This is a genomic window from Peribacillus huizhouensis (assembly GCF_014138605.1).
GTDB lineage: Bacteria > Bacillota > Bacilli > Bacillales > DSM-1321 > Peribacillus > Peribacillus huizhouensis.
The window spans coordinates 299,446-316,725 of record NZ_JACJHX010000002.1; the positions used below are offsets into that span (position 1 = coordinate 299,446).

Below are 17,280 nucleotides of genomic sequence, written 5' to 3' on the forward strand. Positions count from 1 at the left end.
ATTAAACCCCCATTTTATTGGCTGTAGCCAAACTTAATATTTTCTCTTGAGTCGCCTCTTTTGGACGAAGTGTTCCGGTTACTTTCCCTTCACTCAACACAATAATTCGATCACTCATTCCTAAAACTTCAGGCATTTCCGATGAAATCATAATAATGGAGTATCCTTCTTTCGTAAGTTGATCCATTAACTTATAAATCTCTGTCTTAGCTCCGATATCGATTCCCCTAGTCGGTTCATCTAATATTAAAACCTTCGGATCGGTTAACAGCCATTTTGCTAAGACAATTTTCTGCTGGTTCCCGCCACTCAGTGTTTCTACAAGTTGATTTCGACTATATGTTTTAATTTTAAGTTTCTTAATCATATCGTCGACTACTTGGGTTTCTAAATCCCGTTTCATCATGGGTCCTGACGTGAATTTATGGAGTGATGAGATCGTTATATTTTGCTTCACAGACATGGGCAAGACGAGCCCTTCTTCTTTCCTATCTTCTGTTACAAAAGCAATTCCATGTTTAATCGCATCTTTCGGTCCTTTTATTTTTACTTCTTTATTTTTTAGTTTGATTGTTCCACTCTCGAGAGGGATCATGCCAAAGATTGCTTTAGCAATTTCTGTTCGACCTGCTCCCATCAATCCAGTCAACCCCAAGATTTCGCCTTCTCTTAATTGAAAACTAACATTTTGAAAGTATCCTTTAGCAGTAATCCCTTCTACACTAAGAGCGATTTGGTCTTTTACTGACTTACTTCTTTCAGGAAAAATATCCGTTAGCTCTCTTCCTACCATTTGCTTAATTAATGAATCATGATCAAGCGTTTTTGCTAAGTTCGTAGAAATATATTCTCCATCTCGAAATATAGTAATATCATCCGCAATTTGGAAAATTTCATCCATCTTATGTGAAATATAAATAATTCCTTTTCCTTCTTTTTTTAATCGATTAATAATACTAAACAGTTGTTCTACTTCTTTATCTGCAAGAGAAGAAGTAGGTTCATCCATAATGATTACTTTCGAATCATATGAAACAGCTTTTACAATCTCAACCATTTGAATCTCAGAAACACTCAATTCTTTCATTCTCTGTTTAGGATCAATCGATAAACCAAGGTTTTCAAACATCTTTTTCGTATCTTTATACATTTTCGGATAGTTCACTAAATGAATTTTAGGATAAATGGGCTCTCTTCCTAAAAAAATATTTTCCGCTACAGTCATTTCAAAAATGGGGCTTAATTCTTGATGAATCATCGCGATTCCATTGTCTAAAGCCATTTTAGGATTATCTAGAAAAATCTCTTTTCCCTCTACTAAAATGGACCCTTCGGTTGGTTTATGGATACCAGATAAAATCTTCATTGCTGTTGATTTCCCTGCTCCGTTTTCACCCATGAGGGCATGAACGGTTCCTTTACGAATCTTTAGACTCACATTGCGAAGGGCCTTAACACCATTAAACACTTTTGAAATCCCTTTCATTTCTACTAATAATTGTTGATCGTACATTGGGAACCTCCTTCTTAAACGTTTAAGTTAAAGAGAAAATCTAGTGGAACATTAAGCTGTTCCACATGATTCACGAATAACTAACTTCAATGGCAATGAGGTCGTGATAATCTCATCTTTAGATTTCAATTTATGCAAGGCATGAATTGCCTGCCTGCCCATTTCAAAAGCGGGTTGTGAGACGATCGTTAACTTCGGAGAACTTATTTCTTGCCACGGATGATCATCAAAACCAATAAAACTAATATCTTTTGGAATACTAAGATTTTGTTCTTTTATGGCTTTAAGTGCCCCTATCATTAGCAGGTGATTCGTAGCAAAAATAGCTGTTGGTGGTGAAGACAAGTTCATCATTCTTATGACAGCCTGATAGCCCCCATCTATTTGTGCCTTCGTCCCTGTATTGTTTCCCCCAAATTGAATCAACTCTTCATCAATTTGTATGTTTTGACTAGTTAAAGCTTCGACATATCCTTGTTTTCTTTGAACCGTCGTACTAATTCCTGGTGAAGCCAAGATTAACCCTATTCTTTTATGACCGTTTTGCAGTAACTTCCTTGTAGCCTTGTAACATCCGTCAACATTATCTGCCTTAATGACGGGCAATTTAACATTTTCTACTTCACGGTCAATTAAAACAATCGGTGCATTTGCTTTTATTTTAGTAGTACTTAATGTTTCCGATACAGGAGCAAGTATAATCCCACTTACTTGTTGTGCGGACAACAATTCAATTAACTGATTTTGTCTCTTTTCACTTTCCTCGGAATTAGCAACGACAACCTGCCAATCATAGTATTCACATTCCTGTTGAATCCCGTCTAATATTTCGGTAAAGAAAGGGTTGTTATCAGGTACAATTAATCCAATTAGCTTACTCTCGCCTCTCTTTAAGCTTCTAGCTGATTCATTTCTGGAATAGCCGATTTGTTTAATGACCTCATTGACCCTTTGGATTGTTTCTTCACTTGCTTCATCCTTATTGTTTAACACATTCGAGACCGTTGCTATTGAAACATTTGCCTGTTTTGCTACATCATATAGCGTAGGCCGCTTTTTTTGTACCATTTACTATCTCCCTCTACTATCCGATTACATTATTTACTGGATAACTGCTTATATAAGTTCTGATACTTATGAAAGCTCTCTTTATATAGCAAATAATGATCTGTGCTAGGGGTTATTATAACATCATCTGCTCCATTCGTTACTTCATCAGGTTCTCTAAAGAAGCCAATTCCCATTCCAGCTAAGATTGCAGCACCAATAGCCGGTCCTTCAAATCGCGCGGATTTTTTTAGCTTAACACCTATGACATCTGATAATATTTGACTCCAAATCTCACTTTTTATTGCACCACCCGTAATCACAAATGATTCAGGGGAAGCTATATTTTTTATCAGTTCATGACAGTCCTTCAAACTATATGAAACCCCTTCCAATACAGCTCGTACAAAATCACCTTTACGATGAGTCAAATTCATTCCGTTAAAACCGCCTCTAGCCGTTGAATCATTATGTGGTGTCCGTTCACCTGATAAATATGGTGTGAAAATTAGTCCGTTTGCACCTGCTTTTACATCTTTTGCTTTTAATATTAATTCTTCATAGTCTTCCGCCAATTCAAAAGCTTTCCGGAACCACTTTAACGACTCTCCCGCAGTTAACGTTACTCCCATTGCATACCATGTATTCGGTAAAGCATGGCAAAATATGTGCAACGAAGAATTTGTTTTTGTCAGCAATTCTTTATCAGGTCTGTTATTAATTGGCACTAATACAACTCCTGAAGTGCCTACACTAATAAGTCCTTTATTTTCATTAAAGACACCGTTTCCAATTGCCGCCGCCGCATTATCCGCAGCCCCAGCTACAACAGGAATTCCTTCCTTTAACCCTATTGCTCTTGCAGCCGTACTACCAATCTCCCCAATCACGTCTATGCTTTCAAAGACCGGTGGAAACCACTCAGGATTAAATCCAAGTTCATGGATAAGATCCTTATTCCATTTTCTGTTATAAACATCAAAAATTCCTGTACCACTTGCATCTGTAACTTCTGTTGCCATAACACCTGTCAATTTATAATTAATAAAATCTTTAGGCATCATTATCGTAGCAATGCGTTTGTATGCTTCTGGCTCATTTCTTTTTAACCAAATTATTTTAGGTAGGGTAAAACCAGGAAAAAGAGTATTCATGGTTAAAGAGCGAAATCTCTCTTCACCAATTGTCTCTAAAACTTCTTTACATTCTTTTTCAGTTCTTTGATCATTCCAAAGAATGGCTTTTCGTATAACCTCACCATTAGCATCTAATAAAACACTGCTATGCATTTGACCAGTGACTCCAATTGCCTCTACAAATGAGGGGTCATTATGTATAAATAATGTCTTTAAAGCCTTTTTTACAGCAAGCCACCATTCTTCAGGATCATGCTCCGTCCAACCTTCTTTCGGAACATCAAATGAATAGGAAACTTCACAAGACTCTATCATTTTTCCTTCTTTATTAAGTAAGATGACTTTTGTGCCACCTGATCCAATATCAATACCTAAAAACATTTCACTATCCCTCCTTTACTTAAACGTTTAAGTAAGTACTTTTATTAAATTATATTTTCATAACATTGTCAATATTTTTTTAGAAAAAACTCTAGCTCCTAGTGTAAGAGACAAACTTAACCTACTTCCTTATCTGATATAAACGCTAAAACGTGAATGGTATGGTACTTCGTATTATTGTAAAGCAAGAGTCTGGCACCAAGATGATGGGCTGGCATGAGAAAAATGTTCTTCTCACAAAAAAAAGTCAAAAACCTTGCAGAAACTATTCTCCGCAAGGTCATTTCATCATTAAATACTTCCGCATCAAGAATTAACGCTCACAAGTAATGCCATCATGATCACGATCTTTGCTACTATTCGCATCATATAATGTTTTCGATACAAAAGATTTGTATTTTGTTTTTCCGCCTTTGGTTTTTACAGTGGAAGATTTAGCTACCCCGCCTTGATAGTCCTTGTTCAGTTCTGTGCAGTTTTTGCACGTTTTGCTTTAGTAGCCGCTGCTTCAACCGTGGTTGAACGAATAGAAAAATTAAAAAAACCCAAATTACCGTTTCTAAACGATGATGAGGCTAACTTGGGTCGTTTTCGTCTAATGATAATGTGACGACTTTCGTATATTCGCCCTTTGCGATTTCTTCTGTCGATGCTGTCTTTTCAAGTTCGTCTTCTGTGTCAATTCCTTCAGCAATTATTGGTTCCTCAGTATGGTTTTGTTTTTTCATGTTCGACACACCCCTTCATCCCTAGATTGTCCAGGCATGAAATCTTCATTCAATGATCTGTAATAAACATCAACATTTTTTTACATTTCTTTTATACAAGCATTATATCGAATTAACAATATATCCCTATACTAAAACCTAGGTGGATAGCATGCGTGGCTATCGTGGTATTGGCGCAGGTGGAGCCGATGCTGTTTCTTATTGTTACATAAAAATAAAAGGGTCAGACCTCACACTCTATATGCGGTTTAGTGTGTTTCTACTTCTGCACAATATCTAAACCATATATAAAATGTGAGGTCTGACCCTTCGTTTCGGGTATCCCTTCTTATCAGTTTCCACCAAGATAAGCCATTTTCACTTTCTCGCTTGATGTGAGTTCTTCGGCATTGCCTGAGAGAACGATGCGGCCGGTTTCTACGACATAAGCACGGTCGGCGATGGAGAGGGCTAAATTAGCATTTTGTTCGACGAGTAAGACTGTAGTACCCGTTACGTTAATTTCTTCAATGATCCGGAAGATCGTTTTTACGAGCAATGGTGCTAAGCCCATCGATGGTTCGTCAAGCAGCAGCAAGCGTGGCTTTGCCATTAAGGCTCTGCCCATGGCTAGCATTTGTTGTTCACCGCCCGATAATGTACCTGCTTGTTGTTTCAATCGTTCCAATAGCCTCGGAAATAAATCGTACACCATCTCCATGTCTTGTTTGATGCCTTTTTTGTCTTTTCGCAAATATGCCCCGAGTTGTAGGTTTTCTTCTACGGTCATATTGGCAAAAACTCGGCGGCCTTCAGGGACGTGTGAGATTCCTTGCTTGACGATTGTTTGGGCTGCTTTAGCGGTAATTGACTTCCCTTCAAAGATGATTTTTCCTTGTTTCGGTTTCAACAAGCCGGAAATTGTTTTAAGCAATGTGCTTTTGCCTGCTCCATTCGCTCCAATCAGCGTGACAATTTCTCCTTCATTGATCTCGAGCGAAACTCCTTTTAATGCATGGATATTACCATAATACACATTGAGATCTTCAACCTTTAGCATTATGATACCTCCTCGCCGAGATACGCCTCGATCACTTTCGGATGATTGCGAATTTCTTCAGGCGTTCCATGGGCAATGAGCTGTCCGTGATCGAGCACATAGATTCGTTCACAAACACCCATGACAAGCGACATATCATGTTCAATTAACAGGACGGTCAAATTGAATTTCTCACGAATGAAGGCAATCAAGTCCATCAGCTGTGCTGTTTCCTTAGGGTTCATGCCAGCAGCTGGTTCATCGAGCAGCAATAATTCCGGGTTAGCTGCAAGCGCCCGGGCGATTTCAAGTCGGCGCTGTTGCCCGTATGGCAGGTTTTTCGCTTTATCGTCCCGAAATTGGTCTAAGTTAAATAGTTTTAAAAACTCTAACGCCTTTTCTTCCATTTCCTTTTCACCGGAAAAATGATTGGGCAATCGTAAAATACTGCTTAGAATGGAATGCTTGGCGAGCGAATGATAGGCAACTTTTACATTATCAATGACAGATAGCTCTTCGAATAAACGGATATTTTGAAACGTACGGCTGATGCCTTTTTTCGTGATTTTATATGGAGGTTGCTTTCGTATGTTTTCCCCTTTAAAAAAGATTTTCCCATCGGTCGGTACGTATACACCTGTCAGCAAGTTGAAAAACGTCGTCTTGCCGGCTCCATTCGGACCAATTAAGCCAACGAGTTCCCCTGGGTATAATTTCATATTCACGTCCGCCACTGCCTTTAAGCCCCCGAAGCGGATTCCTACTTGATCAACCTTAAGCAACGGTGTGTGTGTTTCCATCTTTAGGTCCCCCTTTTTTATTTCTTCGGTTCGTAAATAAAGACGTGACTTCCTTCGTACCAAGCAATCCCCGCGGTCGGTACAGCATCGTGATGATTAAAATCAAGCTATAGATGACCATCCTTGTTTCCGGGTATTCTGTTAACAGCATCGAAACGAGTGTGAGTAGAATGGCAGCTATGACGGCACCACTCATACTGCCGAGTCCGCCAAGTACTACGAATATTAAAATATCAAATGATTTTAAGAATCCGAACTGGCTCGGTTGAATAATGTAAAAATTATGGGCCCAAAGCGCACCGCCTACTCCAGCAAAGAAGGAGCCAATTAAAAAGGCGACAACTTTATAATAGGTCGTGTTAATACCCATCGCGTCAGCGGCGATTTCATCTTCCCGAACTGAGATACAAGCTCGACCGTGAGTGGAATTGGTGAAATTTCGAATCACTAATATGGTGAGTAACATACAACCAAATACCCAAGGCCATGTTGTTAATTGTGACACCATCATGCCACTCGGCCCGCCGATATAATCAATATTAAAAAAGGTAATCCGAACAATTTCGCCAAAACCAAGTGTTGCAATGGCCAAATAGTCTCCTTTTAACCGAAGACTCGGAATACCTATCAGCATCCCAGCTATTGCCGCTGCAAGGCCACCAGCTATTAGGCCAATCAATAGTGGCTGACCGAGTTTCATCGTAAAAACCGCGGACGTATAGGCACCGACCGCAAGAAAACCGGCATGGCCAATGGAAAATTGACCAGTAATGCCAATAATCAGATGCAGACTTACCGCAAGAATGATATAGATGCCCATCGTCATAATGATATTGACGATATAAAAATTAATTAATGCACTCGAGATGACGATTTGGACGATCGTAAACAAGGCGAACGCGAATAGAATTGAGAGCCAAAAACCTTTTGTCTGTTTCAGTTTTATCATCGCTTTGTCTCCCCTACACTTTTTCTCGTTTGTTTTTTCCGAAAATTCCTTGAGGCATGAAAATGAGGATAAGAATTAAGACAATAAAGGCGACGCCATCCCGCCAAAGCGATCCTCCAGCTGCGCTCACTAATGATTCGATCACACCTAACAGCAAGCCACCGACCATCGCACCTGGAATAATGCCGATTCCTCCGAGCACTGCGGCAACGAACGCCTTCAAGCCAGGGATTACACCCATCAACGGCTCAATCTTATAATAATACGTTCCGAAAATGACTCCCGCCGCTCCAGCTAGTGATGAGCCGATAGCAAATGTGGCTGAGATTGTGTTATTAACGTTAATCCCCATTAATTTGGCGGCTTCTGCATCATGGGAAACAGCGCGCATTGCTTTACCGATTTTTGTTTTATGAACAACAAATTGCAAAATGATCATGAGGGCAACCGAAACACCGAGGATGAGCAATGATTTACTTTCCACCGTAACACCAAGTAAATTGATTTTATTCGTAGGTAAGATATCATTGGGATATGCTTCAAGTTGGGCGCCTCTAAAAAAGATCATCCCATTTTCAATGAGTAGTGACACACCAATCGCGGTAATTAACGCAGCAATTCTCGTCGCATTCCGCAATGGCTTGTAGGCAATCCGTTCAATCAGAACACCGAACAAGGCGCATGCGACCATCGACAAGATTAAAGCAGGAAAGAAAGATAAGTGTAAAAACGTAATCGAATAAAAGCCAACAAACGAACCGACCATAAACACATCTCCATGTGCGAAGTTGATCAGTTTAACAATGCCATAAACCATCGTATAGCCGAGAGCAATCAATGCATAAATACTACCAAGAGAAATTCCATTTACTAGTTGTTGGATGATTTCCATCACTCGACTCCCCTTATCAGAAAAGCGTAAGCGCCCATTAAGGAAGAACGGCTAAGTTCGCCACATCCTGTGGCAACGCCGTCCTAACCCACATCCTGTGGGCCTCAGACAAGCAAATGCTTCTCCAGCCAGAAAGTCGCTCTTTGACTTTTTGGCTGGAGAACATTGACCTCGGACGGGCTGGGCGCTGTAGCTAGACACGGAAATTTTTTATTTATAACTCCCAAGTTACTGATGTGAAGATTGGGAGCCGAAATGAGTGTATCCAAAAAGGGTCTGACCACACACAAGACACCTTTTATTGTTTGATTATCTATAAACAATAAATAGAAGATGTGGGTCTGACCCTTTCGAATAACCTCATGTTTCTTAAGGATTTACTTTTGTTTCGAAAACTTGCTCGCCCTTTTCATATCGTAAAATCGTCGCTGATTTGATTGGGTTATGGTTTTCGTCGATTGTAAATGTGCCTGATACTAATTGCAGATTTTTCGTTTCAGCAAGTGCTTGTTGAATTTTTTCGCTCGTTACTTCTTCGCCAGCGTTTTTAATCGCTTCTGCTAGGAAGTATGCTGTGTCATATCCTAATGCAGCGAAAGCATCTGGTTTTTTGCCTTTGTATTCTTTTTGGAAAGCTTCAACAAAGCTTTGGATTTTCACGTCAGGATCACCAGAAGAATAATGATTGGTGATAAATGTCTTTGTTAGAGCATCAGCGCCGGCAATTTCTAATAGTTTCGGAGAATCCCAGCCATCAGCGCCCATAAGCGGCACATCAATTCCTAATTCACGTGCTTGTTTCACAATCAAACCTACTTCTTCGTAATAGCCTGGAATGTAAATGAAATCAGGCTGTTTTGATTTAATCCGTGTTAAAGTAGCACGGAAATCGGTATCTTTTTGTAAATAAGCTTCTTCCGTTACAACGGAGCCGCCATTTGCTTCAAATGATTCTTTAAAAGATGCCGCAAGCCCTTTTGAGTAATCGCTTGAGTTGTCAATATAGATCGCTGCTGTTTTCGCACTTAAGTTTTTCGTAGAAAAGTTCGCGGCAACCGTTCCTTGGAATGGATCGATAAAGCATGTCCGGAATACATATTCATTCAATTTCCCTTTCGTCACTGTCACTTCTGGACTTGTTCCTGTTGCCGTAATGATCGGAACTTTGTTTTTATTCGCCAACTCTACTTGAGCAAGCGTGTTCGTACTCGTTGCTGAACCAATGATAGCAAGTACTTTGTCCTGATTGATCAGTTTCAAAGCCCCATTCATCGCTTCTTCTGCTGTAGATTTATTATCGTATTTGACAAACTTCAGTTTTTTCCCGTTAATTCCTTTTTCGTTGATTTCTTTAAACGCCAGATTTGCCCCTTCATAAATCGATTGACCATATGAAGCAACACCACCAGTCAATTCTAAGTTTGCTCCAATCAATAGTTCATCACTTGCATTGCTCCCGGCACTGTCTGAAGAACCACAGCCGGATAATAGCGCCGCTCCTAGTGACAGCGACATGAAAATTCCCGCTAGCTTTTTCGTTTTCATGCGTGTACCCCCTGATTTTTATAATGTTGGAACATTTGGAAGTCATAACTTTTTAAACAAAAAGTTAATATTCCAAATATAATAAATATTTTGACAATAGTGTAACTGATTCTAATTCGTTCGTCTACCTCGTTTTAAAGAGAATAGTTACTTATACGCAGGTCTATGTATGGAGATCTATTGGATAATCATATTGTAAAATAGGTGTTTTTTTCAAAAATACTTGTGTTCTATGGTACTATTCATATTTCACAATATTTTTCATTATAAAAAAAATAGCGAAAAGTATTTCATAAAAAAATGCCGATTGAAATCAGCATTTTTCTCCGATATTATTCAATTACGTCGCCAACGCGGTATACTTTCACTTCTTTCGTAATTTCACCTACGACCCAACTTGCGCAAATTAAGCCAGCAACTGATGGGACGAATGCATTGGAAGATGGCGGCATTTTCGCTTTACGAATTTTCGCGTCTGGTTTACCGACCACTTTATTGACTTCTTCTCTTGTGACAATTGGCGTTTCATCGGAAAAGACAACCGGAATTCCTTTATAGATGCCTTCTTTTCGTAAACGGGTACGAATCACTTTTGCAAGTGGATCTGTATGCGTTTTGGAAATATCGACAATTCGGAATCTCGTTGGATCCATTTTATTAGCTGCACCCATGCACGAAATAATCTTTATATCTCGTTTTAGACACTCTTTCATAAGATGGATTTTATAGATGATTGTATCAGAAGCATCAATTACATAATCAATGCCGTGACTGAAAAAGTCTTCGTACGTTTCTTCTGTATAAAACATTTTCATTGCAATCACTTCGCACTCGGGATTAATCGCTTTAATCCGGTCACGCATTAATTCAACTTTTTGTTGACCAACTGTCGAAAGAAGTGCATGTATTTGTCTATTTACATTCGTAATATCGACATCGTCCTTATCTACAAGAATCATACGGCCTACACCTGAACGTGCCAAAGCTTCAGATGCGAAAGAACCCACTCCGCCAATCCCAAGCACGGCAACCGTTGAATTTTTCAGCAGCTCTATACCTTCTTGACCAATTGCCAACTCATTACGCGAAAACTGATGTAACATATGTGTCAACTCCATCTTTACTATCTTAATAAATACAATTCCCAAAAACGACTATAACATAAACTAATGTAAAGTGAAACTGCTATCAGTGGGGTTTTTCCACTGATGGTTAGTTGAACCAATCGGGCTTTTACGGGCAGTTATCCCCCACCTCCGCTTCCTCGATTCCTCTAAGCCTTGAGGTCGGGGGCTTACTGCCCGTTAATGCGGGATAAAATATAAGTAGGGGAGTCGGGATAATTTATGGTAGCGGAGCATTTCGTCTAGATTGGGGACAGTATATCTCAAAGTCTGCTTGCTACTTTATCTTAATATCTGGTCACATAATATAAGACCCCCGGGCATCTCAGGGGTCTCACATTTATTCAGATAGTTTTTGAATCGTTTTGGCCAATAATAAAGTCCGTTCGGTTAAGGTTGGAATTTCTAGATATTCTTCATCACTATGGGCATTACCGCCGACAGGGCCGAGTCCATCTACAGTTGCAACACCAGTTGCTGCTGTGAATGATGCATCTGAGCCACCGCCCGTTGATGTGTCAGACACTTTTATGCCGATTTCTTCTCCTACTTTGCGAATGATGTCAAGAAGGCTCTTCGTTTGTTCAGTTTTTTCCATCGGTGGTCGGCCGATTTCACCGGTCAACTTGATTTTTGTACCGGGAACCGATGTGAATGAACAAATTTCTTTCATTTTTTCAAGCAAAGTTTGTGCTTGATCCATTTGCGCAATGCGAATATCAATATGGGCAACAGCTTTTGAAGAAACTGTGTTATAGGCAGATCCACCTTCGATCATACCGACATTGACGCTAATTCCTTTTTCGTGATCAGATAGGTGATGAAGCTGAATCACTTTATGCGCAAGTTCCTCAATCGCACTTCTCCCTTTTTCTGGCTCGATTCCTGCATGTGCCGCTTTTCCTTTCACAATCAGCGTATAATGACCGCCACCTCTTCTTGCAGAAACGAGAGATCCATCCTTGCGTGCCGGTTCCATAATGAGTGCAAATTCTTTCCCTTTTGCTCTTTCCATGATGAGCGAACGCGACGTCGGTGAGCCGATTTCTTCATCACTATTCAAGATAATTTGCACGTTCTTATAGCCTTCATTGCCTACTTCTTTCATATATTTCATTGCATATAATAGTTCGACTAGGCTTGATTTCATATCGACAACGCCCGGTCCATAGGCTCGGTCCCCTTCAATTCGAAATGGGCGCTTAGCAACTGTGCCTTTCGGAAAAACGGTATCCATATGGGCAACGATAATAATTTTCGGGTTCACTGCTTCATTATGCTGAATGATCAAATGATTCCCATATTCCTCTTGCTCAATCGTTTCCACCACAAAACCGATATCCTCAAAATGGCCTTTCAAAATTAAACCGATCGTATCAATACCACTTTTTACATGTGAACCACTATCTATATTCACCAATTGTTCAATAAAATGAAGCATTTCCTCCTGTTTGTCAGCTAAAACATAATCTATCAATTTCATCTCAAAGTCATCCCTTTGTCTGTACCTCTTGTCCTGCTTCATTACTACGCAAGAAAAAAGGTTTTACTTTAAATTGGAACATCCGCGTAATAAAGGTCTTTCTTTATCATATACGACGATGCCTCAAAGGATTTAACCCTTTCGTAACACCCGTCGACAGAATCCCTTTGCGCAAATCCCTATCTACAACCTGGCACGCTTTGTTTACCAAATTGACATAATTTTAATCGACTATTTACACTTCGTCAATCTAATATTTCATATTTCATTTAATATTCGGAATGTTCCTTGCTATATATATATGTTTGCGCAAAGAAAATGACTAGATATGTCGTCCAATTTTTCGCGGATTTATCGCATTAACGGGCAAAAAACCCGATTGGTAAGTTTTCGCCGACAGGATATGTGTTACATAGTCGAAAGACGAAAGGTCGCTCTATGATTCATTGAACCTTAGTTCGTAGTGGCACTTTACCTAAGCGGAGTGAGGTGTTTGCGACACTAGAATGGGACTAACCATCAGAGGGCGATGAAGCCCCCACTGTGATTGAAGTTTCACTTTATTCTTTTGGGATCAGTTTAAACTCTTTTAGCATGTTATCAAATCGAACAGCGTGACCTTCTGACGCTTCTAAAAAGTAGGTTTGTTTAATGACGAAGCTTCCTGCTTGGCCATTGCTGATGATATACGTTTTCGATACAGGTGAATCCCATTCAACTCCGGCAATCCCTTTCAACATCCACCCTTTTATAGGCGTCGTTACTTTTTCTGGTGCCTTCAATTCTGGAAATGATTTTCTTAATTCGTCTTGTACGTCTTTAAGCACTTCATCTGGTTTTTTATCGGAAATTTGTCTAATTTCCATTGAAACTTCAGGATATCGCTCCGGTAAATCCACTTTAGGTACGATCAGGTCATAGCCTTCTTTTTCTTCATAGCGATAATGTTCTTCATCTACATAGATGACATAGTCAGCAGATTCTTTCAGTGTCACATCTGTTTCTTCCTCTGTACCTTCGATAGACAGCGGCACTTTCTTTTCTGGCACAAATAACTGCTTCACCTTATCGATCAGGGCATAACCGGTACCGGTTTCCGTTCCAAATAATAAAAATACGGCAGCTGCTGCTGTGATGAGAATGGCGTACCGTTTCTTCACAGCTTGCTTTTTGTTATTCTGTTCCGATTGCTTAATTTCCGACTCGATCTTATTCCAGATTTCCTCTTTTTCCTGACTGTCATACTCGGTATTTTCCAGCATGGTTTGTTTGATTTCATCTTCGTTCAAATTTTTAGACATGTTGACCGCCTCTTTTCTCGTTTAACAGCTTTCTTAATTTTTCTCTTCCTTTTAATAACCGGGTTTTTATTGTGTTCACATTGATTTCTAGACAGGTGGCAATATCGCGTTCAGTAAACCCTTTAAGATATTTTAAAATTAACGGATGGCGGTACATATCTTTTAACGATTGAATCGCCTCATATAAATCATCATATTCCTCTTTTGGACTATTGCTGGAATTCACTTCTGTCTTTTGTGCTTGCACCAACTGTTTGATTTTTGCCTCCTTTTTTAATAATCGGTTGCATTCATTGATTAATATTCGATAAAACCAAGGTTCAAACGGTTGACTCTCATCATAGGAAGATAGATTGCGATACACTCGGATGAAAGTTTCTTGCAAGGCATCTTTCGCTACTTCGCGATCCCTCGTAATCGCAATCGCCGTACGCATTCCTTGGTTGAAATGAATGTCATACAGCTTCTTGAAGGCAGCCTTGTCACCTCCTAATATATCTTGAATCAGCTTTTTTTCATTAAGTTCCATAGCTTGGATTGCTCCCCTTCTTTTAATTCCTTTACACTACATACCTTAGTTAGCCATGAAAAGTTTGCTTTTTTGAAAAAAAATTAAATCTTTTGTTGGTTACCCTAGATAAATCTCAACTCTTTCCTATAAACCTACCCATGATGACTTATTTTATATAAGCCCGATGCTGAATGATTCGGCACCTGCCAAGATAGAAGCCGTACATACGGCCTTTTCGCTGTTCAAATCGTCTTTGCGAGCCGGATTTCAAATTTACGTGCCGGTTTGGCTTCTTTTCGGTCCGGAACGGAGCTCTTTCGTGCCGAAATCATCACTTTTCGAGCGAGATTGGCGATTTTCGCGCCGAAGCTTAAATCTCTACGGTTCAACCACTTAATTACGCTTTTTTTATGAACCCCGTTGCTGTCCCAGTTATGTTAGCTACGGCACATCAGCTAATGCACATGCACAAACCATCATTACGGGCCGGATTTCAAATTTACGTGCCGGTTTGGCTTCTTTTCGGTCCGGAACGGAGCTCTTTCGTGCCGAAATCATCACTTTTCGAGCGAGATTGGCGATTTTCGCGCCGGAGCTTAAATCTCTACGGTTCAACCACTTAATTACGCTTTTTTTATGAACCCCGATGCTGAATATTTCGGTACTAGCTATGTTAGCTACGTCATATCGGCCAGAGCCATGCATAAACCATCATTACGGGCCGGATTTTAATTTGCGCGCCAAAGCTAATTTCTTTACGACAATTAAAAATCCATACAAAAAACCCCACTCTAAAGAGCAGGGTTAATCATCTAATATTATGAAGTAAGAGGCCCGATTGTGCCGTTTACGCCTTTGTTTTGAACCCGCTCTTCGCAGGTGGGTGCGCTGTTCTGATCGTTGGCAAGTCCTCTTTCATGGAGGCATTTGCGTAGGGCAGAAACCTGGGCTCCCAAAACAATAAGTGTTCGGTCAAAACTTATCGGTTAAAGAACGAACACATCAGGACTCTTACTTGTTGGAATCATCATAACATACTGAATATTCACTTACAAGATTATTTATCTAGGAATTTATTCTTGTTTTTCCCCAACAATTGACAAATGTAATTCATCAAGTTGCGCCTTGCTTACGGCACCTGGAGCTTGTGTAAGCATGTCTGATGCACTTGCTGTTTTCGGGAAGGCAATAGTGTCACGTAAGTTTGTACGGCCTGCCAATAGCATCACAAGACGGTCTAGTCCTAATGCGATTCCGCCATGTGGAGGTGTACCGTATTCGAATGCATCTAATAAGAAGCCGAATTGTTCTTTTGCTTCCTCTTCACTAAAGCCGAGCGCTTTGAACATTTTTTCTTGGATATTGCGTTCGAAAATACGTAATGAACCGCCACCTAATTCGTAACCATTTAAAACTAGGTCATACGCTTGGGCACGTACACTTGCTGGGTCTGTTTCAAGCATTTCTAGGTCTTCACGGAATGGCATTGTGAATGGATGGTGAGCAGCGAAATAGCGTCCCGCTTCTTCATCATACTCAAGCAATGGCCAGTCGGTAACCCAAAGGAAATTGAATTGGCTATTGTCGATTAAGCCTCTGTCTTTTCCAAGCTTGATTCGTAGTGAACCAAGTGCATCCGCTACAACACTTTTCTTATCAGCAACGAAAAGAAGAAGATCGCCTGTTTCTGCTTCAACAATTGAACTTAATTGTGCTTGGTCTTCTTCTGTGAAGAATTTTGCGATTGGTCCTTTTAAGCCATCTTCTTCGACTTTCAGCCAAGCAAGTCCTTTTGCTCCGTATACAGCAGCAAATTCGCCTAGTGCATCAATGTCTTTACGTGAATAATCAGCCGCACCAGCTTTTACATTTAAAGCTTTTACTTGTCCACCATTTGCAATAGCACCAGAGAATACTTTAAATCCACTATCTTTCACAAGTTCAGATACATCAATTAATTCCATAGCAAAACGAGTATCTGGTTTGTCTGATCCATAACGGCTCATCGCTTCTTCATATTTCATGCGTGGCAGTGGTAAGGTGATGTCGATTCCTTTTACATCTTTCATGACTTTTGACATCATAGCTTCTGCCATATTCATAATGTCTTCTTGGCTCATAAAGCTTGTTTCAATATCGATTTGTGTAAATTCAGGCTGTCTGTCGGCACGAAGGTCTTCATCACGGAAACAGCGAGCGATTTGATAATAACGTTCAACGCCAGATACCATCAGCATTTGTTTGAAAAGCTGAGGAGATTGTGGCAATGCATAGAATTCTCCGTCATGAACACGGCTAGGAACTAAATAGTCACGTGCCCCTTCTGGTGTGCTTTTTGTTAAAATCGGTGTTTCAATATCAAGAAAACCTTCACCATCTAAGTATTCACGAACGGCTTTCGTCGTTTGGTGACGCATTTTCAATGTTTCAAACATAACCGGACGACGGAGATCCAAGTAACGATATTTCAAACGAAGGTCTTCTGACACTTCTGTTTTATCAGCAATTGCAAACGGTGTTGTTTTTGCTTCATTAATAATCGTGATAGCTTCTGCCAAAACTTCAATCTTACCTGTTGCAATATTATTGTTGACGTTGCTTTCGTCACGAGTCACAACTTTCCCTTGAATATCGACAACATATTCGGTACGAATTTTATCCGCAACCGCTAATGCATCTTTTGATATGTCAGGATTAAAGACAACTTGGACAACCCCAGATCGATCTCTAAGATCAATAAATATCAAACCGCCTAGGTCGCGTCGTTTTTGGACCCAACCTTTTAATGTAACTTGTTCGCCAACTGCTGTTTCAGTTACTTCACCACAAAAATAACTTCTCCCAAACATTCT

14 protein-coding genes, 1 other RNA gene and 1 pseudogene are annotated in these 17,280 nt (G+C 40.0%); all 16 read right to left on the minus strand.

What is annotated here, in order from left to right; genetic code table 11:
- Window position 1: 1 nt before the first annotated feature.
- On the minus strand, window positions 2–1,513 hold the full coding sequence (locus HNP81_RS04610) for a sugar ABC transporter ATP-binding protein (protein ID WP_182501734.1): 1,512 nt from the start codon (window positions 1,511–1,513) through the stop codon (window positions 2–4).
- Between the two features lie 51 nt (window positions 1,514–1,564).
- Window positions 1,565–2,581: a LacI family DNA-binding transcriptional regulator gene (locus HNP81_RS04615; protein WP_182501735.1), complete on the minus strand. Its 1,017-nt coding sequence runs from the start codon at window positions 2,579–2,581 to the stop codon at window positions 1,565–1,567.
- A 29-nt stretch (window positions 2,582–2,610) separates the two neighbouring features.
- Window positions 2,611–4,077, minus strand: a complete 1,467-nt coding sequence (xylB, locus tag HNP81_RS04620; protein WP_182501736.1) for a xylulokinase — start codon at window positions 4,075–4,077, stop codon at window positions 2,611–2,613.
- 313 nt (window positions 4,078–4,390) lie between these two features.
- A pseudogene (locus tag HNP81_RS04625) lies at window positions 4,391–4,570 on the minus strand (excalibur calcium-binding domain-containing protein); the annotation flags it as partial.
- Window positions 4,571–4,652: 82 nt separating this feature from the next.
- Entirely contained in the window at window positions 4,653–4,805 is a 153-nt protein-coding gene (locus tag HNP81_RS04630; protein ID WP_182501737.1) for a hypothetical protein, read from the minus strand.
- A 331-nt stretch (window positions 4,806–5,136) separates the two neighbouring features.
- Window positions 5,137–5,844, minus strand: coding sequence for an ABC transporter ATP-binding protein (locus tag HNP81_RS04635; protein ID WP_182501738.1), 708 nt, complete (start codon window positions 5,842–5,844; stop codon window positions 5,137–5,139).
- Window positions 5,844–6,623: an ABC transporter ATP-binding protein gene (locus HNP81_RS04640; RefSeq protein ID WP_182501739.1), complete on the minus strand. Its 780-nt coding sequence runs from the start codon at window positions 6,621–6,623 to the stop codon at window positions 5,844–5,846. The genes HNP81_RS04635 and HNP81_RS04640 overlap by 1 nt, the downstream gene beginning before the upstream one ends.
- Window positions 6,598–7,572 (minus strand): branched-chain amino acid ABC transporter permease, encoded by a 975-nt coding sequence (locus HNP81_RS04645; protein WP_028392038.1) that lies wholly within the window; start codon window positions 7,570–7,572, stop codon window positions 6,598–6,600. Before HNP81_RS04645 ends, HNP81_RS04640 begins: the two co-directional genes overlap by 26 nt.
- Window positions 7,573–7,585: 13 nt before the next feature.
- Window positions 7,586–8,464: a branched-chain amino acid ABC transporter permease gene (locus HNP81_RS04650; RefSeq protein WP_028392039.1), complete on the minus strand. Its 879-nt coding sequence runs from the start codon at window positions 8,462–8,464 to the stop codon at window positions 7,586–7,588.
- Window positions 8,465–8,833: 369 nt separating this feature from the next.
- Window positions 8,834–10,009, minus strand: coding sequence for an ABC transporter substrate-binding protein (locus HNP81_RS04655; RefSeq protein WP_182501740.1), 1,176 nt, complete (start codon window positions 10,007–10,009; stop codon window positions 8,834–8,836).
- Between the two features lie 332 nt (window positions 10,010–10,341).
- Window positions 10,342–11,112 carry a tRNA threonylcarbamoyladenosine dehydratase gene (locus tag HNP81_RS04660; protein ID WP_182501741.1) on the minus strand — a complete coding sequence of 257 codons (771 nt, stop codon included), beginning with the start codon at window positions 11,110–11,112 and terminating at the stop codon, window positions 10,342–10,344.
- Between the two features lie 361 nt (window positions 11,113–11,473).
- Window positions 11,474–12,616 carry a M20 family metallopeptidase gene (locus HNP81_RS04665; RefSeq protein ID WP_246399238.1) on the minus strand — a complete coding sequence of 381 codons (1,143 nt, stop codon included), beginning with the start codon at window positions 12,614–12,616 and terminating at the stop codon, window positions 11,474–11,476.
- 560 nt (window positions 12,617–13,176) lie between these two features.
- Entirely contained in the window at window positions 13,177–13,917 is a 741-nt protein-coding gene (locus tag HNP81_RS04670; RefSeq protein WP_182501742.1) for a hypothetical protein, read from the minus strand.
- Window positions 13,910–14,446, minus strand: coding sequence for an RNA polymerase sigma factor (locus HNP81_RS04675; protein WP_182501743.1), 537 nt, complete (start codon window positions 14,444–14,446; stop codon window positions 13,910–13,912). The genes HNP81_RS04670 and HNP81_RS04675 overlap by 8 nt, the downstream gene beginning before the upstream one ends.
- Before the next feature lie 809 nt (window positions 14,447–15,255).
- Window positions 15,256–15,440, minus strand: a non-coding RNA gene (ssrS, locus tag HNP81_RS04680) — 6S RNA.
- Between the two features lie 61 nt (window positions 15,441–15,501).
- A complete protein-coding gene (gene aspS / locus HNP81_RS04685) occupies window positions 15,502–17,277 on the minus strand; it encodes an aspartate--tRNA ligase (RefSeq protein ID WP_182501744.1) in 1,776 nt (591 codons plus the stop codon).
- Between the last annotated feature and the right edge of the window lie 3 nt (window positions 17,278–17,280).